We start from the raw sequence: 20,622 nt of genomic DNA, 5'->3' as shown, positions 1-20,622 counted from the left end.
GAACGTCGCGACCGCCCGAGCGCGGCGCCACACCGGCGCGGTGGCGACCCGGGACGATCGGTCGACCGGGCCATCGTCGCAGTGGGTGATCGCCCCGGCCGCGCGGTGGTGTCGGTGGGCGCTGTCATGATGGACCGCGTGCCCGCTCCCGACCTCGCAGACCTCGACCCCGAGCAGGCCGCCGCCGTGCGCGCGCCGCGCGGTCCGGTGTGCGTGCTCGCGGGCGCGGGCACCGGCAAGACCAGGACCATCACCTATCGCATCGCGCATCTGGTCGCGCAGGGGCACGTCAAGGCCGATCAGGTGCTCGCGGTGACCTTCACCGCGCGGGCGGCGGGGGAGTTGCGCACCCGGCTGCGCGCGCTCGGGCTCGGCGGCGAGGCGAGCCAGGTGCAGGCGCGTACCTTTCACGCGGCGGCGCTGCGGCAGCTGAAGTATTTCTGGCCGCAGATCGTCGGCGACGTCCCGTGGCGGCTGATCGATGCCAAGTTCCCGATCGTGGCGCAGGCGGCGCACCGGGCGGGGCTGTCCACGGCCACCGACAGCGTCCGCGACCTGCTGAGCGAGATCGAGTGGGCGAAGGCCTCCCTGATCGCGCCGGAGGACTACACGGCGGCGGTCGCGAAGCAGCATCGCGAGACGCCCTATGACGCGCTGCGCGTCGCCGAGGTCTACGCGGGCTACGAGAAGCTGAAGGCGACGCCCGACGGGTTGCTGTTGGATTTCGACGATCTGTTGCTGCATACGGCGGCCGCGTTGGAGGACTATCCGGCGGTGGCCGACGAATTTCGCGGCCGCTATCGCAGTTTCGTCGTGGACGAGTACCAGGACGTAACGCCCCTACAGCAGCGCGTGCTCGACGCGTGGCTCGGTGACCGCGACGACTTGACCGTGGTCGGCGACGCCAACCAGACGATCTACTCGTTCACCGGCGCCACCCCGAGCTACCTGCTGGACTTCTCCCGCCGCTTCCCCGAGGCCACCGTGGTCCGCCTGGAACGCGACTATCGCTCGACGCCGCAGGTGGTGTCGCTGGCCAATCGGGTGATCGGGGCGGCGCGCGGGCGCATCGCGGGCACCAGGCTGCAATTGATCGGCCAGCGTGCCGACGGACCGGAACCGGAGTTCGCCGAATACGACGACGCGCCCGCCGAGGCCGCGGCGGTGGCCAAGGCCATCGGCAGGCTCATCGAGGCGGGCACACCGGCCGCCGAGATCGCCGTGCTCTACCGGATCAACGCCCACTCGGAGAGCTATGAGCAGGCGCTCACCGAGCGCGGCATCCCCTACCAGGTTCGGGGTGGGGAAGGTTTCTTCGCGCGTGCGGAGGTCAGGCAGGCCGTGCAGGCGCTGCGGCAAGCCGCCGCCCGCGACGACCTGCCCGACCAGGCGCGCAGCGGCGGTGCCCTGGTCTCGCTGGTACGCGCGGTGCTCGCCCCCATCGGCCTGACCGCCACCGAGCCCGCGGGCGCCCAGGCGCGCGAACGCTGGTCCTCCCTGGTCGCCCTGGTGCGCCTGACCGAGGAATTGGTCGGCCATGACGACCGCCTGGACCTGACCGGTCTGCTGCGGGAGCTCGCGGCCCGCGCCGAGGCCAGGCACCCACCCACGGTGCAGGGGGTCACGCTGGCCTCCCTGCACGCTGCCAAGGGCCTGGAGTGGGACGCGGTATTCCTCGTCGGCCTGTCCGACGGCACCATGCCGATCGCGCACGTCCTCGGCGACGACGGCTCGGTCGCCGACGAGGCGGCGCTCGAGGAGGAGCGGCGGCTGCTGTATGTCGGGGTCACCAGGGCGCGCGAGCACCTGCGGCTGTCCTGGGCGCTGGCCAGGAACGAAGGCGGCAGGCGCGTCCGGCGGCGCTCCCGATTCCTCAACGGTCTGGTCCCCGACGACTCGCCCGCCTCGCGGATAGCGGCGCCGCCCCCGGCCTCGGGTGGCGTGCGACCGACCTGCCGCGTCTGCGCGAAACCGCTGATCGGCACCTACGCGACCATGCTCGGCCGCTGCCGTCGCTGCCCGGCCGAGCTGGATGCGGAATTGCTTGCCGCACTGCGGGATTGGCGTGCGGAGAAGGCGGAGGCGCTGCGCGTGCGCGAGTTCGTGGTGTTCACCGACACCACGCTCACCGCGATCGCCGAACAGCTGCCCGCCGACGACGCCGCCCTGGCCGCCATCGCGGGCATCGGTGCGAAGAAGATCGACCAGTTCGGCGCCGACGTGCTCGCGATCGTCGCGTCCCGGCTTCGATCGACGTCACAAAACCGCAGGTAGAAAATAGGTTGTGGCGCTTGAAGATCTTGCCTATGGTGGATTTCACGCACCGGGAGGGCATCTCGGCGCGCACAGTTATCGACACACACGAGTACAGGAGGGAGGCAGAGCAATGGACAACACCATGAACTTCGGCGCCAGCGGCGTTGCGGTCTATGCGCCCATGGCGGCCTCCCGGGGGATCCTCGCCTTGCAGGGGATCGGTCTGTCCGAAATCGGTGGGTTCGGCACGTTCGGCACGCAAATGAATTGCGCTGCCATGCACGCGTCGATCGGTACCGAGATCCAGGGCAAGCCCAGCGCGGGCTGGCACCCGACGGCTGTCGAGGCAGCAGTCGGTGTCTTCGCGGATGAAGCCGGTTTCGAGCCGGCGGATCCGCGGGCAGCACGCCTCCGCACCGCACACCCAGCGACCGTGATCAGGACTCGACACAGATGTCGACCTAGGTAGGGAACTCCTCCCCGACCTCCTGGCCACGGATCGCACAACAGCGAAACCGTGGCCAGTATTCTCCGGCCCTTCAGCCAACCGGCACCGGTTTCGCGCACAAGAAACGAACCGCTGCAAACGAGCTGAAGGAGAACGACGTGTTCACCGCACAGGGTTGGCCGCAGGCCACTACTGACGTGACATGCCGAACCGTGGCGTCGACTACCCGGACCCAGGAGATCACCAAGGTCCTGCCTTGCCGTGCCGGAGACCCGGACCTCTGGTTCGCCGAGAGCCCGGTCCAGTTGGAGCAGGCCAAGGCGCTGTGCGCGACCTGCCCGATCCGCAAGGGCTGCCTGAGCGCCGCCATGGATCGTCGTGAGCCGTGGGGTGTTTGGGGTGGTGAGATCTTCGACCAGGGTGTCGTGATCGCCCGCAAGCGTCCCCGTGGTCGTCCGCGCAAGGTCGCGGTCCCGGCATGAGCCGGGGAGTGACTTCCCTCCCTCCGGTCGATGTGCTCGATTCGGTCGGCCCCGACACGGCCGAGCCAACGAACGAGAAAGCAGATCAGCCGCCCACCGTTGTCAGGTGGGCGGCTGGATCTGATTTGCAGCGCCTGCGGCGCTGCGTGTTCGTGGCCCCGGGGAGTCTCGCGCCCGAGCGACCGAGACTCGCGCCTGCGGCGCATGCGCTTCGGTCACTCGGCCGCGAGACGGGCCACGAACGTGCTCGTAAGACTCGCACTCGGGGGGGTGGGATTGGCGTGGACGTCCGGCTGCACTCGAGTTGAACGCCCGAGGAGGCTTCAGTCCTTTGGCTGTGTTGAGAAATGTACTCAGGAGGCTGTGCGTTCTTCGCCGAAGCCGGGCATCCAGGTGCGGACGAGTTGCATGAACGGTAGTTCGGCGTCGAGCTGGGCCAGGATGCCTACGGAGCCGCCGAGCACGCGGAAGATCATCACGTATTCCGCCGGGAGTTGTAGTGCCCGTGCGGTTTTCATCTCGGGGCTGGAGAACTCCGATGCTTTGCCTGCCACGCGCTGCATCCATCGGCGGGTGAAGTGGAACGAGTCGGATCGGATCGGGTCGGTGAACGGCCGCAGATAGTCGGCGATCTCCTGGTGGGTGACCACCCGACCGGGGATCACCCAGCCGTGGTCGTACAGCAGTTCGGTGAGTTCGGCGAAGCGTTCCTCCACCGCCAGGGTCAGCATCCGGCCCAGCACCGGAGGGAAGCCCTCCGACAGCGGGGCGCAGGCGCCGAAATCGATGACGGCGAGCTTGCCGTCGGGCAGCATCATGAAATTGCCCGGGTGCGGGTCGGCGTGCAGTAGCCCGATCACCTCGGGCGAGGAGAAGTGGAACCGGCCCATCAGTCCCGCGACGCGATTGCGCAGCGCCCGGGTGCCCTCCGGATCCTCGGCGCCCTGCTTGATGATCGTGGAGACGGCGACGCCGTCCAGCCACTCGGTGACGATGACCTTCGGCGCGCTCGCCACCACCTTGGGCACCACGATCTCGCCGTGCCCGTCGAAGCCCTTGGCGAAGCTGCGCTGGTTGGCCGCCTCGTTGCGGTAGTCCAGCTCCTCTTCGGTGCGTTCGGTGATCTCGGCGAGAATCGGTTTGACGTCCGCACCGGGGATCACGGACGCGATCAGGCCGGACATGCGCGACAGTGTCTTGAGGTCCGCGCGCAGCGCCTCGTCGGCGCCGGGATACTGCACCTTCACCGCGACGGTCCGGCCGTCCGACCACACGGCCCGGTGCACCTGCCCGATGCTGGCCGACGCGGCCGGAGTGTCGTCGAACTCACGGAAGCGGCTACGCCACTGAGTGCCGAGCTGCTGGTCGAGCACCCGGTGCACGGTGGCCGCGGGCATCGGCGGCGCGGCGGCCTGCAGCTTGGTGAGGGCCTCGCGATAGTGCTCGCCGAACTCTTCGGGGACCGCGGCCTCCATCACGCTGAGCGCCTGCCCGAACTTCATCGCGCCGCCCTTGAGCTCGCCGAGCACGGTGAACAACTGCTCGGCGGCGCGCTGGTTGAGCTGTGCGTTGATCTCGGACTTGTCGCCTCCGGCGAGCTTCTTGCCGAACCCGACGGCGGCACGGCCGGCGATGCCGAGCGGAATCTTGGCCAACTTGGCGTTGCGGGACGAGCGACGGCGCACGATCTCTGACACGTACCCATCATGGCGGACGGACCAGCTCGCGGCCATGGCAATCTTGGTCACCACCCCGACCTGGCGCTGAGACCTGCGGAAACGCGCGTACACGCGCAGGCGGGATGGCGGTCCCACCCGCGCCGGTCGAGGACGTGTGAATCCAGATCCAGTTCCAGCGTCGCGTCCAGTGTGGCCGGGATGCGCCGCGGTGAGCAGTCGATGATCGCCTCCAGCTCGCCGAGGGCCACCGCCGTGGTGGCGGCGATCCCGGCTGGTGAAGCGTGTCCGACGCGGCCGAGCAGCTGTGCCGCGAGGTGCGGCCAGTCGGCGTCGTTGCGCGCGCGGATCAGGTCCGCGCAGCGCAGACAGCTGGTGACGCCGGGCAGCACCAGCGGGCCTACCACGCCTTTGTTGTCTCGGATGCGCATCTGCAAATGCGGGATGCGGTGCAGCAGCAGGTCGTGCACCAGCCGCGGGTCGGGCATCAGCGTGTCGGCCAGCACCACTAGATCGGACCCCCACGACCGCACCGTCGCGGCGCCGGACGGGTAGTCCCGGGAACGGCTCGGCCGCACGCCGAGCGCGCGCAGACCGGCCGACACGGCGTCGGACAGCGGACCGAGCCCGTGTACCCGCACCGCTCGCACCTGCGCAGCGCGGTCCTGGGGATGCTCCAGCAGCCCGGCTTCGTCGACGAGTGTGAGCAATGCCATGGCCCGCTCGGCGTCGATTCCGCATTCTCCGGCTCGCCAGATGATCTGCGGCTTGGTGCGCAGGCCGTCGAGCAGGCGCAGGAAGGCGAGGACGGTCTCGGCGTCCATGCCTTCCGGACCGAGCACCACCGCGGTCTCGGGATCACATCCGAGCTGCACGACACCGGTCGGGCGGACCAGGACGGTCACCCTCGGCCGCAACCGCGGACCGCGACACATCGTTGTCATGTCATCAGTATGCGGACCGCGTACTGCCGGACCGTGCCGAAATCCTCAGTTATCCACAGGGTTTCGCTTCATCCCCAGGACGGATCAGGCGGAAGCGCCGCCTTCCTTGCCCAGGTCGGGCCCCGCGTCGTCGTCCTCGCGCTCGCGCGCGGCCCGCTCGCGGGCCTCGGTTTCGGCGAGTTGCGCCAGCGGATCGTCGAACGTGGTGGCGCCGCCACCGATCACCGAGTCGATGAAGCCCGCGGGGGAGTCCAGGTCGTCGGAATTCGGCAGCAGATCGGGGTGCGCCCACACCCGGTCGCGCGCGGTCATGCCCGCGTCGCTGGTGAGCCTGCGCCACAGCGCCGCCGCCTCGCGCAGCTTGCGCGGCCGCAACTCCAAGCCGACCAGGGTGGCGAAGGTCTGCTCCGCGGGGCCGCCGGTAGCGCGCCGCCTGCGCAGCGTCTCGGCCAGCGCGCCCGCGCCGGGCAACCGGTCGCCGACGGCGTCGCCGACCACCACCTGCACCCAGCCCTCGATGAGCGCCAGCAGCGTTTCCAGCCGTTCCAGCGCTTGCTTCTGCTCGGGCGTGGTCTGCGGCTCGAAGGTGCCCTGCGCCAGGATCTCCTCGAGCTTCGCGGGGTCGGTCAGCGACATCGGGTCGATGTCCTGCGCGGCCTGCTCCAGTGCGGAGAAGTCCATGCGGATGCCGCGCGCGTAGTCCTCGACCGCGCCGAGCACCTGCTGGCGCAGCCACGGCACGTGCGCGAACAGCCGCTGGTGGGCCGCTTCCCGCGCGGCGAGGAACACCAGGATCTCGCTCTCCGGCTGCTCGAGCCCGGCACTGAACTCCGAAATCGCCGCGGGCAGCAGCGCCGCGGTGCCGGTGGGCCCGAGCGGGAGGCCGATGTCGGTGGAGGTGAGCACCTCCTTGGCGAGCTGGCCGAGCGCCTGACCGAGCTGCGAACCGAACGCCAAGCCGCCCATCTGGCCGAGCATGCCGACCATCGGAGCGGCGAACTGCCTGGCCTCCTCGGGCAGCGACGCGGTCCACATGCCCGAGATCTGCTGGGCCACCGGGTCGCACAGGCGCTGCCAGGTGGGCAGGGTCTGCTCGATCCAGTCGTTGGCGGTCCACGCGACCGTCTTGGCGGCACCCGCGGGCAGGGTGGTCGCGCTGTCGAGCCAGAGTTCGGCGAGGTGCGCGGCGTCGGCCACCGCGCTCGCGGCGCCCGAGGTCACCGGGGCGACGGTCGAGCCGAGCTGCTGACGGGCCAGTCGCTTGGCGACGTCGTAGTTCACCGGGCCGGACTGCGCCGAGCCCGGTTGCCCCATGCCGCTGAGCATCTGGCCGAGCGAGGTCAGCATCTGCCCGAGTTGCGCCGGGTCGAATCCGCCCGCGCCGGACCCGCCGATACCGAACCCGAACGGGTCGTTCGGGCCGGGACCGCTCGGCTCGTCACCGCGCTTGCGATCGTCGTCGTCGCGGTTGGAGAATCCGAAGGGGAGGTCGTTCATGCCCTTCACGTTACGCGTTTAGCACAGTGTTCCGATGTTCGCGCGGCGCGAAACCGGCGGCGGCGCGCCCGGGCGAAATGACCGCCTCCGGCGCTTCGCGGCGCCGGCTATCACTACTGTGGTCCAGGTGAATCGTCGGATCCTCACCCTGGTGGCCGCCCTGATCCCGGTGCTCCTGCTCGGCGTCGCTGGCAGTGTCCTGACTGTGCCCTACGTCGCACTCGGTCCCGGCCCCACCTTCAACACCCTCGGTCAGGTGGACGGCAAGGAAGTCGTGGACGTCCGGGGCACCGAGGTCGATCCGACCACCGGGCATCTCAACATGACCACCGTCTCGGTGCGGGACGGCCTGAGCATCTTCGAGGCGTTCGGCTTCTGGGCCAGCGGCAAGCACGGTCTGGTGCCGCGTTCGGAGGTGTACCCGCCGGGCGTCTCGCGCGAGGAGATCGACAAGTCCAACCAGCAGGATTTCAAGGACTCCGAGGGCAACGCCGAGGTCGCCGCGCTGCACTACCTGAACCTGCCGACCGTCGTGCTGCTGCGCAAGGTGGCCGACGACGGTCCCGCCCGTGACGCGCTGCGGGCGGGCGACGAGCTGATCAGCATCAACGGCACGCCCGTTGCCGCGCCCAAGGACGTCGTCACGGCGGTCTCCGGCCAGGCGCCCGGCAGCACGCTGACCGTGGTGTTCCGGCGCGAGAGCACCGAGCAGACGGCGACGATCGTCCTCGGCGCCCGCCCGGACGACCCCGCCAAGGGCTACCTCGGCGTGACGCCGGGCGAGGGGGCCCGGCCGCCGCTGCAGGTCGCCTTCAACCTCGCCGACATCGGCGGCCCCTCTGCTGGCCTGATGTTCAGCCTGGCCCTGATCGACAAACTGAGCCCCGGCGAGCTGGACGGCGGCAAGTTCGTGGCGGGCACCGGGACCATCGATCAGGACGGCAAGGTCGGTCCGATCGGCGGCATCCAGTACAAGATGATGGCCGCGCGGGAGGCGGGCGCGGAGACCTTCCTGGTGCCCGCCGCCAACTGCAACGAGGCCAAGCAGCGGATCCCGGACGGGCTGCGACTGGTGCGGGTCGAGAGCCTCACCGGCGCGGTGCAGTCGCTCAACGAGATCAACACCGGCAAGGAGCCGGTCAGCTGCGGGTGAGATAGCACCGCTCGGGCGCGGCACCGGGGTTCACTCGAGCGTGTGGTGCAGCGCCTCGACCAGGTTCGGGGCCAGGTTGGGGTAGGTGCGCAGGTCGAGGTCGCCGAAATCGTCGGCGTCGTCCTCGGGGCGCAGTTGCAGCAGGCACAGCGACGCGCCGTCCCGCAGCACCGCGGCGAACAGGCGCGCCTCCCTGCGCTCCGGGTGCGCTTCGGCGGCGGCGCGCGCGGCCGCGTCGGCGGCGTCGTGGTCGGCCAGCAGCGGCGCGAGCGCGTCGTCGAGCGTGGACTCGGCGTCCGGCGGCAGCACCACGATCTCCTGCACCAGCACGCAACCCTGGACGGCGGGGGGCCAGCTGGTGGTGGCCAGGAATTCGTCAAGGGCGATCGAGCCGCCGGTGACGTCGTCGGGGAACGACTCCTGGGCCACCGGCGTCAGCTCGTCGCCCTCGTCGAGCTGATCCTCGAGCTCCGGCTGCGCCGCCACCAGGTCCGCGGTCGGCACCAGCGCGAACATCTGCGGGGGGCGACCCCACCCTTCCGCGTCGACGAATTCCGCCACCTCCCGGACGGAGCGGGCGAGGACGAGTTCGGCGTGCAGGTCTGGGGTCACGCGAATATCCAACCAAACCGCCGACCGGACCAGCCGCGAACCCGGGCGATCGGTTCCCCCGGCGCGGCAAGCCAACCCTGCCAGCTGCGTGGTGTCCGATTTCCGTAGAGTGGGCCGCAACGGTCCGGAAGGACCACCCGCAACATCGGACTGCGGCGCATCGGCCGGGCGTATCGGTGCGAGCGTCGCCGGACCTTGGAGAGTGGCATCGTGGGCATGCGGCCCCCCACCGGCTTACCTTCGCTGTCCCGACGCAGCCGTGTGCTGCTGGTGGCGGCCATCGTCCTCGCGGCGTTGCTGCTGCTCGGGCCGCGGCTGACGGACGCCTACACGAATTGGTTGTGGTTCGGCGAGGTCGATTTCCGCGACGTGTACCTCACGGTGCTGCGGACCCGGGTCTTGCTGTTCGTCGCCGTGGCGGCCTTCGTCGGCCTGGTGGTCTGGTTGGCGCTGCTGCTGGCCTACCGGTCCAGGCCGGTGTTCGTGCCGGTGGCGGGCCCGAACGACCCGATCGCGCGCTACCGCACCACCGTGATGAGCAGGCTGCGGCTGTTCGGCGTCGGCATCCCGGTGCTGCTGGGCCTGTTGTCCGGCTTGGTGGCGCAGTCGAACTGGGTGACGGTGCAGCTGTTCCTCAACGGCGGATCGTTCGGTGAGAAGGACCCGGAGTTCGGCCTCGACGTCGGCTTCTACGCCTTCGACCTGCCCTTCTACCGCATGGTGCTGAACTGGCTGTTCGTCGCGGTGGTCATCGCGTTCTTCGCCAGCCTGGTCACCCACTACGTCTTCGGCGGACTGCGGCTGACCGGGCGCGAGGGCGTGCTGACCCGTCCGGCGCGTATCCAACTCGCCGTGCTCGCGGGACTCTTCGTGCTGCTCAAGGCGATCGCCTACTGGTTCGACCGATACGAACTGCTCTCCAGCAGCCGCAAGGAACCCACCTTCACCGGCGGTTCGTTCACCGACATCAACGCGGTGCTGCCCGCCAAGCTCATCCTGCTGTCCATCGCGGTGATCTGCGCGCTGGCCTTCTTCGCCGGCATCGTGCTGCGCGATCTGCGGGTGCCCGCGATGGCCGCCGCGCTGCTGGTGCTGTCCTCGATCCTGGTCGGCGCGGTGTGGCCGCTGGTGGTCGAGCAGTTCTCGGTGCGTCCGAACGCCGCGGACAAGGAGAGCGAGTACATCGAACGCAACATCGCCGCGACCAGGCAGGCGTTCGGCATCACCAACGACAGGATCGAGTACAAGGACTACAAGGGCGAGAGCAGCAAGAGCCCGCTCGACGTCCCGGTGGACGCCGCGACCATCGGCAACGCCCGGCTGCTCGACCCGAACATCCTCTCGCCCACCTTCACCCAGCTGCGCCAGCTGAAGAACTTCTACGGCTTCCCGGAGTCGCTGGACATCGACCGTTACAACCTCGACGGTGACGTGCAGGACTACATCGTCGCCGCCAGGGAGCTCTCGCCCGCGGCGCTGAGCGGCAACCAGACCGACTGGATCAACCGGCACACCGTCTACACCCATGGCAACGGTTTCGTCGCCGCTCCCGCCAACCGGGTGAACAAGCCGCCGTCGGAGGACCCGAACGCCGTCGGGGGCAGCGGCGACGGCGGTTACCCGATCTTCATGGTCAGCGACCTGTTCACGCCTGCGGACAAGCAGCGGATCAGGGTGGACCAGCCCCGGGTGTACTTCGGCGAGCTGATCTCGCAGTGGGATCCGGACTACGCGATCGTCGGCGCGATGGACGGACAGCGTCCGCGCGAATACGACTCTGACGTCGCGCAGTACACCTACACCGGCAAGGGCGGGGTGCCGATCGGCAACTGGATCAACCGCTTGGCCTTCGCGGCCAAGTACGCCGAGCGCAACATCCTGTTCTCCTCGGCCATCGGCGACGACTCGAAGATCATCTTCAACCGCAGCCCACGGGATCGCGTGCAGAAGGTCGCCCCCTGGCTGACCACCGATGGCAATGCCTACCCCGCGGTGGTCGGCGGGCGGATCGTCTGGATCGTGGACGCCTACACCACGCTGGACAACTACCCGTACGCGCAGTCCACCCCGCTGGAGGGCGTCGAGGACAGCATCGACAAGAAGACCGGCCGACTGCTGCCGCGCAAGTCGGTCAGCTACATCCGCAACTCGGTCAAGGCGACGGTCGACGCGTACGACGGCACCGTCACCCTGTATGAGGTCGACTCGTCGGACCCGGTGCTGAAGGCATGGCGCGGGGTCTTCCCCGGCGCAGTTAAGCCGGAGAGCGAGGTCTCGCCGGAACTGCGGGCCCACTTCCGCTATCCGGAGGATCTGTTCAAGGTCCAGCGTGAAATGCTGTCCAAGTACCACGTGGACGATCCTCGGGAATTCTTCACCAACAACGCTTTCTGGTCGGTTCCCGCCGACCCGACCTCCGAGGGCGGGACCACCGCCAATCAGCCGCCGTACTACGTGCTGCTGGGTGACCAGAAAACGAACAAACCCACGTTCAATTTGACCAGCGCCATGACTGGTTACAACCGGCCGTATCTCACGGCGTATATCTCGGTGCGATCCGATCCGGACGGATACGGAAAGTTCACGATTCTTCGATTGCCCACGGACACACAGACACTGGGTCCGCAGCAGACGCAGAACCGGATGACGACGGCGCCCGAGGTGTCCCGCGAGAAAACGCTGCTGTCCAATTCGAACAAGATCAAATACGGCAATCTGCTGACCTTGCCGATCGCCGACGGCGGCATCCTCTACGTGGAGCCGTTCTACAACGAACGCAATACCGGGCCGAACACGGCGACCTTCCCGCAGTTGCTGCGGGTGCTGGTCAGCTACCGCGACGAGGCGGGCAACGTCAAGGTGGGCTACGCCTCGACCTTGGCCGAGGCGCTCGACCAGGTCATCCCGGCCGCTGGCACGCTGGCCACGCCGTCCGGCGGTGACTCCGGCACCAGGCCGAAGCCGGGCACCGCTCCACCGCCTGCCGACCAGGGCAACAACGGCACCAACAACGCCGGAACCCCGCCGCCCGCGTCGGCCCCGCCTGCCACGGGATCGTCTTCGGCCAAGGACGCCGCGGCCACGGAGCTGAACCGGAAGATCGAGAATGTGCGGAATGCCATGCGCAGCGGGAACTTCCAGGATTTCGGCCGGGCGCTGGATGAATTGGAAGCCGCCGTCAAGGCGTATCAGGACGCGGGCCGCTGACATAGCGCAGGCGTGGCGATAGGCACGCCGATACAGCAAGACGCCGCCATTAATCGCGATGGCGGCGTCTTGCTGTCTGTGGCGCAGCGTGCGTCAGCGACCGATGGAGTCGATCAGCGCGCTGTTCTGGCTCAGGATCTGCTGGAACTGACCCTCGAGGCCGTACCGCTGGGCCAGCTCGCCCGCGGCGGACGTGGCCTGCTCGATCGCCGACTGCGCGGCGCTCACGGCGGGCTGGGCGGGGGCGGGCACCTCGGGGAGTTCCTCGGCCTGGACCAGCGGCTCGGGCTCGGAGGTGCCCGGACGCAGGTACTTGCCGCACGACGGCCACGCGCCGGGGCCCTGGGTGGCGAGCACGTTCTCCGCAACGCGGATCTGCTCTTCCTTGCTCGCGGTGTGGGCGGAGCCCTTGCCACCGTTGGCGGCCCAGGTGCTCTGCGAGAACTGCAGCCCACCGTAGTAGCCGTTTCCGGTGTTGATTCCCCAGTTGCCACCGCTCTCGCACTGTGCGACGCCGTCCCAGTCGTGGGTCGCCGCGGAGGCCGAAGCGGTGGAGAATGCGAACGGGACGGCAACAAGAGCGCCGGTGATGGCGGCGAGGCCGAAGGCGCGGGTGCTGATCTTCCGGTTCTCAGTCATGGTCGTTTCCCTCCCTGCGCCCGCCGGCACGGCGACGAAGATGCCGTGTCCCTGTCCCCAGGTCGTCGGGGATCCTCGAACCGCGGGACAGGGTTGCCGGTGTTCGGCGGTTCGAGTTCTAGCCCGTCTCGGGTGATCCGGGCCGTGGATTGACGGTAACGAAGAAATCTCAGCAGATCACATCTGGATAACGCCGGAATTGCATGAAGCGAATAACCTGAATATCGGCGTTTTTCCAGGTGGTAAACGTCGTCGACACGCTGATCGGGTAGGAAGTTATCGCATCGTTATGTGAGTGAGATCACTACGAAATAGTGAAGCACGTCACGTTTGAAGTGCTCGTGTTGTGGAGAATCTTGCGTGCGCGATGTGATGTGCGCTGGGGCGCGCTTGTTGCCACGCGATTCGGCGATCCGGCGCGCGCCCGGGAACACCCGCTGTCTGTTCAACTCCTCGAAAGGTGCCTTGAACAGGCGATTTGCAGTCTCCGGGAACCCGTGTGTAATGTTGTGTTCACCGACGCGGGGTGGAGCAGCTCGGTAGCTCGCTGGGCTCATAACCCAGAGGTCGCAGGTTCAAATCCTGTCCCCGCTACAAAGGGAAACGACCCGGAACCAAGAGGTTCCGGGTCGTTTTTCATCTGTGCGTCCGTGTGTCGGTCGTCAGCATGCCGAACCGGTCGGTCGGCGGCAGGGGTGTCACGCCCCGGTGGCACCGAATCCGACCGGCTCTACTGCTGGTGGAAGCGCTCCCGGACCGCGTCCATGCGGGCGCGCAGTTCCTCCGGGGTGATCACGCCACGATCCATCAGCGTGTGCGCGGTGACGACGACCGGGCGGGTCCGGACCGGGAAGTCGTGGTAGATCGTCTCGCCGAGCGCGTCCTCGGCATGGCGGCGTTCCAGGTTGTCCAGGGCTCCGCGCCAGGACAGGCACTCACACGTGGCCTGCATGCTGGACTCCCACGGGTCGGGTTTGCGGTCGAGTTCGGGCAGCGTGCTCTCCCGGCGCGACTCGGGATCCAGCGTGTGCAACAGGACGTCGTACGGGCCGTTCGTCACCGGTGGCCATCCTTCCTTGTGGCGGACTCGCTCCGGTTCGGCGGCTGCTGCGCCGTCCAGTCGACCTGTGGCAGCGCCACGCCGATCATCGTGTCCCGGGTGACGATGGCGGCCAGTTGCTCCTCGGTCCAGCCCTCGGTGCCTTCGGGTCGCATCGGCAGCACCATGAACCGCGACTTCTGATTCGAGTCGTGCACCCGGATCTCGACCTCGGGCGGGAAGTGCAAGCCGAATTCGGCGAGCACCTCGCGGGGCCAGCGCACCAGGCGCCGCCGGTAATTGGGGGTGCGGTACCAGTCCGGCGACATGCCGAGCACCGGCCGCGGATAGCACGAACACAGCGTGCACACGATGACGTTGTGCACCTCGGGAGTGTTCTCCAGCACGTAGAAGTAGGTGTAGTCGCTCGGCGTCCCGGAGCCGGTCGGATCGCGCCAGTCGATGCCGACCTCTTTGCACGTCTCGGTCCCGTCGGCGAGCAGACGCGCCTTGAAGTCGGGGTCCGTCCACGCCTTGGCGACCAGGCGCGATCCACCGTGCGGGCCGACCGATTCGGCCCACTCGGCGAACCTGCGGTGGTCCTCCTGGGAGAACAGCCCCTTCTCGATGGCGAGTTCCCGGATCGCCGTCTCTAGCACCTCGAATTCGCTGATCTGTTCGCTGGTCTGGATCGGCGTGTGCGCCTCGTGGTCGTGCGTCCGGCTCACCGGGCATCCTCCTCTGCGGGCTCGAGCCAGTGCTCGGAGACCTCCGTCTCCAAGGTGTCGGCGTCGAAGCCGGTGTATGTGGGCCACAAATCCTTCTGACGGAACCGCACGACGTAGAACGGCTCGACGCGACCGTCCTCGCGTCCCCACGCCTCGTCCTCCGGGACGATCCACTCCGGCCGGTGCTCCACGACGACGCCCGTGCGGCCGCGGGTGTAGGCCTGGGTGCGGGTGTGGAACATAGAGGTGGCCTCGCGGATCCGGACACGATCGCCGACCCGGTACTTCCTGGTCATGCGCGCGCCTCCCGTCGTGCGCGTACTTCGTCCAGCTTGGCCGACAGTTCGTCGGGGGTGACCAGGCCCTTGGCGACCAGGGTCTTCGCCGCAACGGTCGCCCAGCGCGCGTAGTAGGGGAGACCGAAGTACAGCGTCGCGCCGAGGTCGTTCTCCGCTCGGCGGCGTTCCTCGGAGTTCCACACGCCACGCCAGCCGAGGCATTCGCACGTGACGTAGGTGCTCATCTCCCAGGGCTGCTCCTGCTTCTCCCGGTACTCGACCGGGATGTCCGGCTGGCCGCCCACATCGTGCGGGACGTGCCGAAGTGCGGCGAACAATTCGTTCGAGATCTCGTAGGGCGAGTCCAGCGGTTCGCGGAACACCGGCGCGAGGTCCGCGACGCGATGCTGCAGCTCGTCGAATCGGTTCGGTGCGCTCATGATGTCTCCGTAGGGACGGATACGGCGGGGCAGTGCGGAAGGTGTGCGCGCGAACACTTTCTATGACGGCAGTCACATGGCTCAGGTTGCCAAGATTACACGCCGCGGCTGGTTTGCTGAAGGATGACTGCGGCCGTGTGGCGCAGCGCCGTTCGCGCCGGAAGTCCGTCGAGAATCGGCGCCGCGGACCCCTTGACTGGCGAGAAAAGTGGAGGAAACTAGTCAATACACCGGAACACCGGTAGGTGTTCGCATTGTCCGCCGAGACGTCGGCAGGCAAGTGGCAACACCGATCCAAGATCCGGCTAGGCCCCCGGCAGCCAGTTGAAACACCGGAGTCGGCAGCGACGACTGAGGCTCACGGTTTCGACGAGACTACCGGGGACTGATCTGTTCAGGGGGTCTTCCGCCGGGGATTCCGCCGACGCGAACGCCGGAGGAGCGGTTGGCCGAATCGGCCCACCCACACCGAATGCTGATGGTTGACTAGCCGGGTGCCGGCTGTCCGGGCCGCACCTCGGCAACCGATGTCAGGAGGCACCTCGCAATGCCCACTCATGACGGAAGCTGGCCGCAGGGAACGCCGTGCTGGGTCGACAGTCAAGTCGACGATCCAGCGCGCGCCCGCGAGTTCTACGGCGCACTCTTCGGCTGGGAGATCGAGGACAGCCCGCCCGAGGCGGGTGGATATCTGATGGCGATGCGCCAGGGCCGCGCGGCCGCGGGCATCGGACCCAAGCCGGAAGGCATGCCCATGCCGTCGGTGTGGACCACCTACTTCGCCGCCGACAGCGCCGACGACATCGCGCGGAAGGTGCAGGGCGCGGGCGGCACGCTGATGATGGAGCCGTTCGACGTGCTCGACGTCGGCCGCATGTTCGTCGCCGCCGACCCCACCGGCGCGGTCTTCGGGGTCTGGGAGTCCAAGGCGCACACCGGCGCGGGCATCTACAACGAGCACGGCGCCTACTGCTGGAACGAACTGCACACCGGCGACTACAAGCAGGCGCAGCAGTTCTACGCCGACGTATTCGGCTGGCACTACACCGAGATCGGCGACGGCGAGCGCTTCGTCTACTCGACCTTCAGCCGGACACAGGACGGCGACGCCATCGGCGGCGTCAACGACTCGACCAAGATGCCGGGCGACGACCCGTCGTATTGGCTGACCTGGTTCCAGGTCGGCAATACCGACAACGCGCTGACCGAGGCACGCGATCTCGGCGCCACCGTCCTGTCCGGACCGGACGACAGCCCGTTCGGCCGCATGGGCATCGTGCAGGGCCCGCAGGGTGAGGTCTTCGGCATCATCGACCCGACGACCACGATCGGCGAACCCCCGAGCGGCGCCTGAGCCGAAGTGGTGCGGCGCGCCGAGCCGGTCAGTCGGAGCGCGCCGCTCCCGGCGTGACCAGGCCGTGCTGGTGGGCGTAGACGACGGCGTGGATGCGGTCGCGGACGCCGAGCTTGGCGAGGATGCGCGAGACGTGGGTCTTCACCGTCTCCTCGCCGACGCACAGCCGCGCGGCGATCTCGGCATTGCTGCGCGCGTCGGCCAGCAGGAGCAGCACCTCCAGTTCGCGGGCGGTGAGCTGGCCGACTTCCGGCGGGGTACGCGGCGGCGCGAGCGTGCTCGCGAAGCGGGAGACCAGGCGGCGGGTCATCGACGGATCGATCAGCGCGTCGCCGCGTGCCGCGATCCGGATGGCCGCGACCAGTTCTTCGGGCGGCAGGCTTTTCAGCAGAAATCCGCTCGCGCCCGCCTGCAAGGCGCGATACAGATTCGCCTCGCTGTCGTAGGTGGTGAGCACCAGGACGTGGGTGCCGCCCGCGGCGATGATCGCGGCGGTGGCGGCCAGTCCGTCCAGCTTCGGCATCCGGACGTCGAGGATCGCGACATCCGGTCGCAGCCGGGCGGTCTCAGCGACGGCGTCGCGTCCGTCGCCCACCTCGGCGACACAGTCCAGGTCGGGCTGGCTGTCGACGACGGCGCGCAGACCGGAGCGGAACATGCTGTGATCGTCGGCGATCAGGACGCGGATGGGCGAGTTCACGATCCTCCGATCGGCACGGACACCGTGATGTGCCAGTGCGTGGCGTCGCGGCCGTAGTCCAGTTCGCCGCCGAACAGTTCGGCGCGGCGGCGTATTCCGTTGAGCCCGCGCGGGACCGAGGTGTCGGCGTTCGCGGGTTCACGGGCGAGGGGATTGGTCGCGCGCAGCACCACGCGCTTCGGCAGGTACTCCACTTCCAGACGCGCGTGTGTGCCGTCCCCGTGCCGCAGCGCGTTGGTCAGCATCTCCTGCACGATGCGGTACAGGGTGATGTTCAGCGAGTCCGGCAGCTCGATCGCGTCGCCCCGCACGGTCACCTCCACTTCCAGCCCGGCCGCGCGGACGTGCTCGATCAGCCCGTCGATATCGGCGAGTCCCGGCTGGCGCTGCCCGTCGTCCTCGCGCCCGTGCAGCAGATCGAGCTGGCGGCGCAGATCGACCATGGCGGCTCGGCTACTGGACTCAACGGCCGACAGGGATCGAGCGGCCGCCGTGTTCGCGGTGCCGCCCAGGGCCAGCCGCGCCGCGCCGGCGTGGATGCCGATCGCGCTGACGTGATGCGAGATCACGTCGTGCAGATCCCGCGCGATGGCGGCCCGTTCCTCGGTGACGGCCCGCTCCAATGCCGTCCGATGCTCCTGTTGGCGCAATCGGGCACGCTGTTCCAGATCGGCGATGTAGGCGCCGCGTGCCGCGGTGTAGCGGCCGACCAGCCACGGCACGCAGCCCGCGGACACGGTGGCGGCCAGCAGCATCCGCCAGTCGCGCGCCGCGGCGGTGCCGCTGAACAGGTGAGCTCCGGCGACCCCGGCGCACAGCGACACCATGGTGAGCACCGAAGTGGGACCGGCCAGCCATGCGCCCGCGCGATACCCGGCCACCAGGAACCCCACGTCGGCGAATCGGATCGGGAAGCCGTGCCGATGCAGCAGCAGCGCGGCCAGCAGTCGCACGAGCACTTGCACCACCGCGACCGCACCCGCGGTCCGGGGCGGCAGGGCCAGGGCGAGATCGGCGACGACGATCATCGCGACCACCGCGATCGTGTGCCGCGGCGCCACGGCGAAGACGCCGCTCAGCGCGAACACCACCGCGTCGATCACCGCGGCGACCACCGCGACCAGTATCGACTGGCGAGCCAGCGACCTGCTCACATCCACCTGATGGTCACCGCCTCCGTCCGTGTCCGGTGCCGCGTCCACCGGAGATCCTAGCCATCCCGTTCGGCCGCGCCGGACGACAACTCTGCACGGGCGAGCCACGGCGCGCGTCCCCCGCACGGGGGACGCGCGATCCCCCGCCGGCGCGATGTCCGCACTCGCCCGCGTCCGTAGCGTCGGAGGTCGACGGTGGACGGTAAGGAGAACTGATGGGCCGTGTGGAGTTGTTGAGCTATGCCATTCCGGCGTTCGCGGTGCTCATGCTGGTGGAGTGGATCGCCTACCGGCGCGACCCGGACCGGCCGCGGACCAGCGGCTCGGTCCGCGACACCGCGTCCAACGTGGCGACGTTCACGCTGGGCAGGCTGACCAAGCCGCTGCTGCAGTACGTGGTGCCGTTCTCGGCGGTGGTCGGCGCCGCGGCGATCACGCCGCTGCATCTGTCGCCGCGGTCGTGGTGGGTCTGGCTGCTCGGGCTGGTCGTGACGGACCTGTGCTACTACTGGGCGCATCGCGCCGACCACCGGGTCCGGTTGATGTGGACCGCGCACAGCGTGCACCACTCCAGCCAGTACTTCAATCTGTCCACCGCGATCCGGCTGTCCTGGTTGCATCCGGTCGCGAGCCTGCTGCGCGGGCTGGCGTGGGTGCCCGCGGCGCTGCTCGGGTTCCCGGCGTGGATGATCTTCCTGCTGCAGGGCATCGGCCTGCTCTACCAGTTCCCGATCCACACCCAGCGGGTGAAGACGCTGCCACGGCCGATCGAGTTCCTGTTCAACACACCGTCGCACCACCGTGTCCACCACGGTTCGAACCAGCCCTATATCGACAAGAACTACGGCGGCATCCTGATCATCTGGGATCGTATGTTCGGCAGCTTCGCCGCCGAGACGGAACCGGTGCGCTACGGCCTCACCAAGAACATCGGCACCGACAACCCGCTGAAGGTGAACTATCACGAATTGGCCGCGCTGATCCGCGACGTGCGCGGCGCGAGTACGTGGCGCGGGCGGTTCGGGTACGTCTTCGGCCCGCCGGGCTGGACGGAGTATGCCGAGCCGGTGGCGCGAGTCGAGGTTCCGTCGCCGGAACGAGTCGAGCGTCCGGTGTCCGGCGAGGTCACCGAACGGGTCGGGCAGCTCACTCCCTGACCGCGGCGGCGTCCGTTCGGCGCCGGTACTCGCGGGCGTCAGACCGAATCGAGATAGAACCGCAGCGCCGTGATGCCGTCGTTGCCGGGCGCGAACTCCACGACCGCGACCCCCGGTGCCCCGCCGACCCGCACACTCGCCGTGACGGTGCGGCCGGCGGCGATCACCTTGTCCCAGCGCATGCTGCGCACCCGGTTCGTGAATTCCTCCACCGATACCGGCGTCCCCGCCGGCAGTTCGATGTCGGCCCGATGGCCCAGCAGCTCGCGCACACGGCTCAGGTCGGTGCTGGCCGCAGCCGCGAAAAGCCTTGTCGTGGTGCGTTTGCCGCCGCGCCCCACGCCGCCGAGCGCCTGCAACATGCCGAGCGCCCCGCCGACGCCCTGGTTGACGATCAGTTGCGGTCCGAGCCTGAGCGCGGCGGCGAGTCCGGGCAGCCCCGTGCGCAACAGCTGCCAGATCATGCCCGCCAGCTCCCAGTGCGCGGCCAAGTGGGCGATCTTCCACGCCCCGTCCTGCTCGACGAGCCGGTAGCGCAGATGCATCGGGACGAGAACGGTGGCGCCGGTCGACATCGTGGTCGCGATGGTCAGATCGCGCACCACCGTGGGCGGGTGGACCAGGTCGCGCTCGACCCGGAAGGTGATGGTGTTCGGCCCGATGAAGGTGTCGTAGAAGCGTTCGATGGCCGCCCGGCCGACGTGCGGGCGGGAGCCCACCGGGTCGTTGACCTCGGCGTCGGCGGCGAACAGGCCGACCCACGCCGACCTGTCGTGCGCGGCGACCGCGCGCGGTGACGCCTCGACGGCCGTCAGCAGCGCTGCGGCCGAAGGATCCAGCGGCATGGCAGTACCTCCG

19 protein-coding genes and 1 tRNA gene are annotated in these 20,622 nt (G+C 68.8%); 8 read left to right on the top strand and 12 right to left on the bottom strand.

The annotated features are described in order from the left end of the window. Positions 1-126 precede the first annotated feature (126 nt). The 3 genes from HOV91_RS10250 to HOV91_RS10240 all read left to right on the top strand — a co-directional run bounded on the left by HOV91_RS10250 (position 127) and on the right by HOV91_RS10240 (position 3,186). Positions 127-2,274, top strand: coding sequence for an ATP-dependent DNA helicase UvrD2 (locus tag HOV91_RS10250; RefSeq protein ID WP_174185247.1), 2,148 nt, complete (start codon positions 127-129; stop codon positions 2,272-2,274). Positions 2,275-2,386: 112 nt separating this feature from the next. Further along, complete coding sequence (locus HOV91_RS10245; protein WP_174185212.1) at positions 2,387-2,725, top strand: hypothetical protein; 339 nt, start codon at positions 2,387-2,389, stop codon at positions 2,723-2,725. A 137-nt stretch (positions 2,726-2,862) separates the two neighbouring features. Next, positions 2,863-3,186: a WhiB family transcriptional regulator gene (locus tag HOV91_RS10240; RefSeq protein WP_157106825.1), complete on the top strand. Its 324-nt coding sequence runs from the start codon at positions 2,863-2,865 to the stop codon at positions 3,184-3,186. Positions 3,187-3,539: 353 nt separating this feature from the next. Here HOV91_RS10240 and HOV91_RS10235 read toward each other — a convergent pair whose 3' ends face one another. From HOV91_RS10235 to HOV91_RS10225, 3 genes are all read right to left on the bottom strand, one after another. Then, positions 3,540-4,919 carry an ABC1 kinase family protein gene (locus tag HOV91_RS10235; protein ID WP_174185246.1) on the bottom strand — a complete coding sequence of 460 codons (1,380 nt, stop codon included), beginning with the start codon at positions 4,917-4,919 and terminating at the stop codon, positions 3,540-3,542. Positions 4,920-4,930: 11 nt separating this feature from the next. Beyond that, positions 4,931-5,806, bottom strand: coding sequence for a hypothetical protein (locus HOV91_RS10230; RefSeq protein WP_174185211.1), 876 nt, complete (start codon positions 5,804-5,806; stop codon positions 4,931-4,933). A gap of 84 nt (positions 5,807-5,890) precedes the next feature. Then, positions 5,891-7,303 (bottom strand): zinc-dependent metalloprotease, encoded by a 1,413-nt coding sequence (locus HOV91_RS10225; RefSeq protein ID WP_174185210.1) that lies wholly within the window; start codon positions 7,301-7,303, stop codon positions 5,891-5,893. Positions 7,304-7,430: 127 nt separating this feature from the next. Between HOV91_RS10225 and HOV91_RS10220 the strand changes: the two genes are divergently transcribed. After that, on the top strand, positions 7,431-8,456 hold the full coding sequence (locus HOV91_RS10220) for a YlbL family protein (protein ID WP_312884549.1): 1,026 nt from the start codon (positions 7,431-7,433) through the stop codon (positions 8,454-8,456). A 30-nt stretch (positions 8,457-8,486) separates the two neighbouring features. On the opposite strand, the gene HOV91_RS10215 is transcribed toward HOV91_RS10220, so the two are convergent. Beyond that, positions 8,487-9,068 (bottom strand): PPA1309 family protein, encoded by a 582-nt coding sequence (locus HOV91_RS10215; protein WP_174185208.1) that lies wholly within the window; start codon positions 9,066-9,068, stop codon positions 8,487-8,489. Between the two features lie 210 nt (positions 9,069-9,278). Between HOV91_RS10215 and HOV91_RS10210 the strand changes: the two genes are divergently transcribed. After that, a complete protein-coding gene (locus HOV91_RS10210) occupies positions 9,279-12,275 on the top strand; it encodes a UPF0182 family protein (protein WP_174185207.1) in 2,997 nt (998 codons plus the stop codon). 93 nt (positions 12,276-12,368) lie between these two features. Here HOV91_RS10210 and HOV91_RS10205 read toward each other — a convergent pair whose 3' ends face one another. Continuing rightward, the gene (locus HOV91_RS10205; protein WP_174185206.1) at positions 12,369-12,914 is read right to left on the bottom strand and encodes a transglycosylase family protein; all 546 of its coding nucleotides are present in this window, start codon (positions 12,912-12,914) and stop codon (positions 12,369-12,371) included. A 520-nt stretch (positions 12,915-13,434) separates the two neighbouring features. On the opposite strand from HOV91_RS10205, the gene HOV91_RS10200 reads away from it, so the two are divergent. Next, positions 13,435-13,508: transfer RNA gene (locus tag HOV91_RS10200), tRNA-Met, on the top strand. Positions 13,509-13,644: 136 nt separating this feature from the next. Here HOV91_RS10200 and HOV91_RS10195 read toward each other — a convergent pair. Genes HOV91_RS10195 through HOV91_RS41045 form a run of 4 tightly spaced genes read right to left on the bottom strand, consistent with a single transcriptional unit; the run spans position 13,645 to position 15,399 of the window. Further along, a complete protein-coding gene (locus HOV91_RS10195) occupies positions 13,645-13,974 on the bottom strand; it encodes an SH3-like domain-containing protein (protein ID WP_174185205.1) in 330 nt (109 codons plus the stop codon). Then, on the bottom strand, positions 13,971-14,681 hold the full coding sequence (gene scnC / locus HOV91_RS10190; protein WP_174185204.1) for a thiocyanate hydrolase subunit gamma: 711 nt from the start codon (positions 14,679-14,681) through the stop codon (positions 13,971-13,973). The genes HOV91_RS10195 and scnC overlap by 4 nt, the downstream gene beginning before the upstream one ends. Next, positions 14,678-14,977 carry an SH3-like domain-containing protein gene (locus tag HOV91_RS41050; protein ID WP_174185203.1) on the bottom strand — a complete coding sequence of 100 codons (300 nt, stop codon included), beginning with the start codon at positions 14,975-14,977 and terminating at the stop codon, positions 14,678-14,680. The genes scnC and HOV91_RS41050 overlap by 4 nt, the downstream gene beginning before the upstream one ends. Continuing rightward, a complete protein-coding gene (locus HOV91_RS41045) occupies positions 14,974-15,399 on the bottom strand; it encodes an SH3-like domain-containing protein (protein ID WP_174185202.1) in 426 nt (141 codons plus the stop codon). Before HOV91_RS41045 ends, HOV91_RS41050 begins: the two co-directional genes overlap by 4 nt. Positions 15,400-15,946: 547 nt before the next feature. Here HOV91_RS41045 and HOV91_RS10175 point away from each other — a divergent pair. Next, the gene (locus HOV91_RS10175) at positions 15,947-16,753 is read left to right on the top strand and encodes a VOC family protein (protein WP_174185201.1); all 807 of its coding nucleotides are present in this window, start codon (positions 15,947-15,949) and stop codon (positions 16,751-16,753) included. A gap of 28 nt (positions 16,754-16,781) precedes the next feature. Here the strand turns inward: HOV91_RS10175 and HOV91_RS10170 are convergent, their stop codons facing one another. Further along, entirely contained in the window at positions 16,782-17,453 is a 672-nt protein-coding gene (locus HOV91_RS10170) for a response regulator (protein ID WP_174185200.1), read from the bottom strand. Then, complete coding sequence (locus HOV91_RS10165; protein ID WP_312884548.1) at positions 17,450-18,655, bottom strand: sensor histidine kinase; 1,206 nt, start codon at positions 18,653-18,655, stop codon at positions 17,450-17,452. The genes HOV91_RS10170 and HOV91_RS10165 overlap by 4 nt, the downstream gene beginning before the upstream one ends. 167 nt (positions 18,656-18,822) lie before the next feature. Here HOV91_RS10165 and HOV91_RS10160 point away from each other — a divergent pair, with 167 nt between their 5' ends. Beyond that, the gene (locus HOV91_RS10160) at positions 18,823-19,764 is read left to right on the top strand and encodes a sterol desaturase family protein (protein WP_174185199.1); all 942 of its coding nucleotides are present in this window, start codon (positions 18,823-18,825) and stop codon (positions 19,762-19,764) included. Between the two features lie 38 nt (positions 19,765-19,802). Here HOV91_RS10160 and HOV91_RS10155 read toward each other — a convergent pair whose 3' ends face one another. Continuing rightward, positions 19,803-20,609 (bottom strand): nuclear transport factor 2 family protein, encoded by an 807-nt coding sequence (locus HOV91_RS10155; RefSeq protein WP_174185198.1) that lies wholly within the window; start codon positions 20,607-20,609, stop codon positions 19,803-19,805. Positions 20,610-20,622 lie beyond the last annotated feature (13 nt).

The organism is Nocardia barduliensis (assembly GCF_013315795.1).
GTDB classification, from domain to species: domain Bacteria; phylum Actinomycetota; class Actinomycetes; order Mycobacteriales; family Mycobacteriaceae; genus Nocardia; species Nocardia barduliensis.
The sequence above is the reverse complement of the archived record's forward strand: the minus strand, read 5'-3'. Positions and strand labels throughout refer to the sequence as shown.

Coding starts and splice junctions, on each gene's coding strand:
- HOV91_RS10225 (WP_174185210.1), bottom strand. CDS start 7,303: ATGAACGACCTCCCCTTCGGATTCTCCAACCGCGACGACGACGATCGC.
- HOV91_RS10155 (WP_174185198.1), bottom strand. CDS start 20,609: ATGCCGCTGGATCCTTCGGCCGCAGCGCTGCTGACGGCCGTCGAGGCG.
- HOV91_RS10175 (WP_174185201.1), top strand. CDS start 15,947: ATGCCCACTCATGACGGAAGCTGGCCGCAGGGAACGCCGTGCTGGGTC.
- HOV91_RS41045 (WP_174185202.1), bottom strand. CDS start 15,399: ATGAGCGCACCGAACCGATTCGACGAGCTGCAGCATCGCGTCGCGGAC.
- HOV91_RS10205 (WP_174185206.1), bottom strand. CDS start 12,914: ATGACTGAGAACCGGAAGATCAGCACCCGCGCCTTCGGCCTCGCCGCC.
- HOV91_RS41050 (WP_174185203.1), bottom strand. CDS start 14,977: ATGACCAGGAAGTACCGGGTCGGCGATCGTGTCCGGATCCGCGAGGCC.
- HOV91_RS10160 (WP_174185199.1), top strand. CDS start 18,823: ATGGGCCGTGTGGAGTTGTTGAGCTATGCCATTCCGGCGTTCGCGGTG.
- HOV91_RS10230 (WP_174185211.1), bottom strand. CDS start 5,806: ATGACAACGATGTGTCGCGGTCCGCGGTTGCGGCCGAGGGTGACCGTC.
- HOV91_RS10235 (WP_174185246.1), bottom strand. CDS start 4,919: ATGGCCGCGAGCTGGTCCGTCCGCCATGATGGGTACGTGTCAGAGATC.
- HOV91_RS10245 (WP_174185212.1), top strand. CDS start 2,387: ATGGACAACACCATGAACTTCGGCGCCAGCGGCGTTGCGGTCTATGCG.
- HOV91_RS10250 (WP_174185247.1), top strand. CDS start 127: ATGATGGACCGCGTGCCCGCTCCCGACCTCGCAGACCTCGACCCCGAG.